Raw genomic sequence first — 4,905 nt, forward strand, 5'->3', positions numbered from 1 at the left:
GGTGGTGGGGGCCGAAGGCGCCAACGGCCGGACCAACGAGGGGCAGCTCTGCCTCAAGGGCTATTACGGTTGGGATTTCCTGAACGACACCAACCTGCTGACCCCCCGTCTCAAGAGCCCGATGATCCGCCGCGAGCGTGGTGGCAAGTTCGAGGCAGTCTCCTGGGATGAGGCGATCGAGTTCGCCAGCAGCCGTCTCTCTGCCATCAAGGCGAAATATGGCCCGGACGCCATCATGACCACCGGCTCTGCCCGTGGCCCCGGCAATGAAGCCAACTATGTGATGCAGAAATTTGCCCGTGCGGTGATTGGGACGAACAACGTCGACCACTGCGCGAGGGTGTGACACGCACCCTCAGTCTCCGGTCTGGAGACAACTGTAGGTAACGGCGCCATGAGCAACGCCATTCCCGAAATTCAAGAGACCAAGTGCCTGCTGGTGTTTGGTTACAACGCTGCTGACTCTCACCCCATCGTCGCCCGCCATATCCTCAAGGCGAAGGCAAACGGGGCCAAGGTGATTGTGTGCGATCCCCGTATGGTGGAGACCGCCCGCATCGCCGATCAGTGGCTGCCGCTCAAAAACGGTTCCAACATGGCGCTGGTTAACGCCTTCGCCAACGTGTTGATCAATGAAGGGCTCTACAACAAGGCCTTTGTCGCCAACTACACCGAAGGGTTTGAGACCTTCAAGGCGACGGTGGCCAAGTACACCCCGGAATATGTGGAGGGGATCACTGGCCTCAAAGCCGCCGATATCCGCGCCGCCATTCGCACCTATGCCGAGTCGCCTGCTTCCATGATCCTGTGGGGCATGGGGGTGACCCAGTACGGTCAGGCGGTGGACGTGGTCAAGGGGCTCGCGGGTCTGGCGCTGCTGACCGGCAACTTCGGTCGCCGTGGTACCGGCTGCGGGCCGGTACGTGGTCAGAACAACGTGCAGGGCACCTGTGACATGGGGATGCTGCCGCATCAGTTCCCGGGTTATCAGTCGGTGGCCGATCCCGCCATCAGCGCCAAGTTCGCCAAGGCGTGGGGCGTGGAATCGCTCTCCCAGAAACCCGGCTATCGCCTGACGGAGCTTGGCCACAAGGTGGAGGAGGGCAAGTGCAAGGCGTTCTACATCTTTGGTGAAGATCCGGCGCAGACCGAAGCTGACTTGGGTCAGTTCCGCCGTACCCTGGCGGGGATGGAGCTGGTGATCGTGCAGGATATCTTCATGACCCAGACCGCCGAGATGGCCGACGTCATTCTGCCCGCCACCAGCTGGGGCGAGCACGAAGGGGTCTACAGCTCGGCGGATCGCGGCTTCCAGCGCTTCTACAAGGCGGTCACTCCCCCTGAGAACGTGAAACCGGACTGGGCGATCTTCTCGTTGATGGCGACCGCCATGGGTTATCCCATGGAGTACCACAACACCGAAGAGATCTGGGACGAGATGCGTGCGCTCTGCCCGCTCTATGCCGGGGTCAGCTACGACAAGATGGCCGATCTCAAGAGCGTGCAGTGGCCCTGTCCGACCGAGGATCACCCGGGCACCAGCACTCTGTTCGAGGGGAATGTGTTCACCACCCCGAGCGGCAAGGGTCAGCTGATCGCCTCCGAGTGGCGGCCGCCGCTGGAGCAGCCCTGTGCCGAGTACCCGCTGGTGCTCTCCACCGTGCGCGAGGTGGGTCACTACTCCTGCCGCTCCATGACCGGCAACTGTTCGGCGCTGCAGACCCTGGCCGATGAGCCGGGCTATGTGCAGATCCACCCGAGCGATGCCAAAAAGCTTGGGGTGAAGGATCAGGCGCTGGTCTGGATCTCGTCGCGCCGTGGCAAGGTGATCACCCGGGCCAACTACAACGACCGGGTCAACGCCGGGGTGGTCTACATGACCTACCAGTGGTGGATCGGGGCCTGTAACGAGCTCACCATCGAGCACGTCGATCCCGTCTCCCACACGCCGGAGTACAAGTACTGCGCGGTGAAAATTGAGCGCATCGACAATCAGCCTGAGGCGGAAGTGTACGTCCAGACTGAATACAGCGCGCTCAAGGCGAAATTGCGCAGCGCAGCCAAAGGCTGACCCGCCCTAAAAAAGGACGTTCTGCACAAATAAGGGAACCCGACTCGGATTTATCGAGTCGGGCACCCTTTTATTACCCAAAAACAGGGGATAAATGATGCAACATGAAATTGGTCGCTTATTCGGAATTTTCTATATTGGCACCTATCTGGCGGCGATATTGCTGGGAATAGGTTGCTATATTTGGCGCGACGAGATGATATTTCTGCTCGGCTTCGGTTTTTTCGGCTGTTTTATGGCAGCACGGCTCGCCATGGGCAGCGTATTTTCCGCCTTGAGTATTTCCAGTGCCTGGCTGATCGGGTTTATCTCCACCACCTTGATCAACTGTCTGCTGCTGGGGGTGATCACCCTGCTGGTCTACCTCACTCACCAGAGCGTCACCACCGAGCTTGCCGACAACGCCAGCTGGCTACTGATGGCCTTCCAGAGCCTGTCGGCCCTCTTTATCTTCGGTGGCCTGAAGTGCTGCCATAGCCGGATCATCATTTCATAAATTGCCGAGGGATGGGTTGCAAACCCCATTTCGAAACCCGTAGTCAGCGAAGAGGAGAGGCAGATCTGACAGTTGACGGCGGCCCACTGTTCGGGCGCCTTAATTGAGATCAAGAACTGATGAAATAACCGGTTAAATATGGCCATCAGATATATTAAATCGGATTGTAATGAAATTTGAGCTCATCTATGATGAGTCGCCATTCCAATATATCCCCCGATAACGATGTTACTTTTTGTTGTCGTTCGTTAATAACAACTCTGGAATTGCAACATGCGACAATTTTCGTCACCGCTTTTCTTATTGGCAGCCGCTTTTACGGGCTGCGGCTATTTATTTTGGTGACGAGTGCTTGTCGTGATGCGATGGCATGGACAGCCTGACTGGTGACTAAATCGATATAACGTGAGGCCGCAATGCTAAATGTGAGTGCCATCCCCCTGGACGAGATCTCTCCCATCTGGGACGACGGTTTCCTCCTGCTCTCCAAATCCCTCCTGTCGGCCGTGACGCTCGATGATTTTATCCACAAACTCAACAAGATAGATGCCAGCTTCGGCGGCGTAACCCGGGTCAACCTGATCCTCAACATGGGTGCGGACGAGGAGGCCATCTTCTACTTCATGGGACATTCCGGCCCAAAGCATCTTGTCTGCCCCAAGGCAGAGCTGCACCTCTCCCCCCGTCCGACCAAAGAGACCCCGGAACAGGCCATCATTCTCGCTGCCGCCCGCTTTGAGAATCGCTGCCCGGCGCTGGATCGCGAAGGGGTCTACGGGGGGCTGCGCTCCTACTGCCAGCTCCCCATCACCACCGCCCGCAGCCACCTTGGCGGGGTCGAGTTTATCAACACCCAGCTCGACAGCTTCACCATGGAGACGCTGGCCAAGCTGACCCAGCTGGCGGCCATTATCGCCATTGCGCTGGAGAACGTGCTCGACAAGGAGCGCACTCTGGAGCAGGCCAACTCCCTGCGCCTTGAGCGCGACAGCTGCAAAATTCTGGTGGATGTGACCAATGCAGTGATTAAATTAGTGCGCATCGCCGAGCTGCCCAAGAGCCTGTTTGCCATCCTGCACCACCACTTCGGCATCAGCAGCTTGTGTCTGGCGGAGTACAACGCCACTTCCGACAGCTTCAAGAGCTATCTGGTCAATCAGCACCAGAGCGATCAACCGGGCATCATCGACCACTCCTGTTTCGAAAAGAAGTGCCTGCAGGGGGCCCTTGGCCATAGCGAGCCGTTTTTCGTCTATCGCGAACACGGCCACGGCTGCAGCAATCGCTGCCGGTTTACCTCCCAGATCCTGCCCCCCGAGGCCGACAGCTCCTGCATTTTGCCGCTGCGCTATCGGGGCAACCTGCTGGGGGTGTTGATCCTCTCGCACCCCAACGCCGACTTCTTTGCCGATATCGATATCTCCTTGCTGGAGCAGGTGGCGGCGCGCACAGCCATTGCCATGAACAACGTGCAGGCGCAGCAGGAGATCTCCAACACCAACGGCGCCAAAGAGAAGACCATTCGCATCAACGAGCCGCAGATGCAGGGGGAGTTCCCCCACATCATCTACCAGAGCGCGGTGATGGAGAGTGTGCTGGAGAAGGTGCGGCTGGTGGCCGAGAGCGACAGTACCGTGCTGATCCTCGGCGAGACCGGCACCGGCAAGGAGCTGATCGCCCAGGCCATTCACACCCTGAGTGCCCGCCACGACCACGAGATGGTGAAGGTGAACTGCGCCGCCATCCCGACCGGCCTTATCGAGAGCGACTTGTTTGGCCACGAGAAGGGGGCCTTTACCGGCGCCCTGACCCAGCGCATCGGCCGCTTCGAGCGGGCCCACAAGGGCACCCTGTTCCTCGACGAAGTGGGGGATATGCCGCTGGACTTGCAGCCCAAACTCTTGCGGGTATTGCAGGAGCACGAGCTGGAGCGGGTGGGCAACAGCAACCCCATAGCAGTGGATGTGCGGCTGGTGGCCGCCACCAACTGCGATCTGCTCTCCATGGTCAAGAACAAGCGTTTCAGAAGCGATCTCTACTACCGGCTCAACGTCTTTCCCATCGAGCTGCCGCCCCTGCGCGAGCGGCGCGAGGATATTCCGCTGCTGGTCAATTTCTTTATCAAGAAGATTGCCAAGCGGATGCGCCGCACCATCACCTCGATCCCCGCCGATGCCATGAAGATGCTGGTGTCACTGCCCTGGTACGGCAATATCCGCGAGCTGGAGAACGTCATCGAGCGCGCCGTGGTGATGACCCGCGGCCATGTGCTCAACCTCTCGCCTGATGAGCTGATGCCCCTCAAGGGTTACCACAAGATTGAGACCCTGGTCTATGA

The 4,905-nt window shown here is 58.9% G+C and carries 3 protein-coding genes; all 3 read left to right on the forward strand.

Going from position 1 to position 4,905, the window contains the following annotated elements; genetic code table 11:
- The coding region (gene fdhF, locus AACS18_RS08455; protein WP_108612180.1) for a formate dehydrogenase subunit alpha at positions 1-2,071 on the forward strand (2,071 nt) is incomplete at its 5' end.
- A gap of 196 nt (positions 2,072-2,267) precedes the next feature.
- The gene (locus AACS18_RS08460; protein WP_339373247.1) at positions 2,268-2,567 is read left to right on the forward strand and encodes a hypothetical protein; all 300 of its coding nucleotides are present in this window, start codon (positions 2,268-2,270) and stop codon (positions 2,565-2,567) included.
- 416 nt (positions 2,568-2,983) lie between these two features.
- Positions 2,984-4,905, forward strand: a 1,922-nt coding sequence (locus tag AACS18_RS08465) for a sigma 54-interacting transcriptional regulator (protein WP_108612182.1), incomplete at its 3' end; no start/stop codon positions are given.

This window comes from Aeromonas sp. HMWF015 (assembly GCF_963878965.1).
GTDB classification, from domain to species: domain Bacteria; phylum Pseudomonadota; class Gammaproteobacteria; order Enterobacterales; family Aeromonadaceae; genus Aeromonas; species Aeromonas veronii.

Bases quoted from the DNA above. Each gene is read 5' to 3' on its own strand.
- AACS18_RS08460 (WP_339373247.1), top strand. From the start codon at position 2,268: ATGATATTTCTGCTCGGCTTCGGTTTTTTCGGCTGTTTTATGGCAGCA.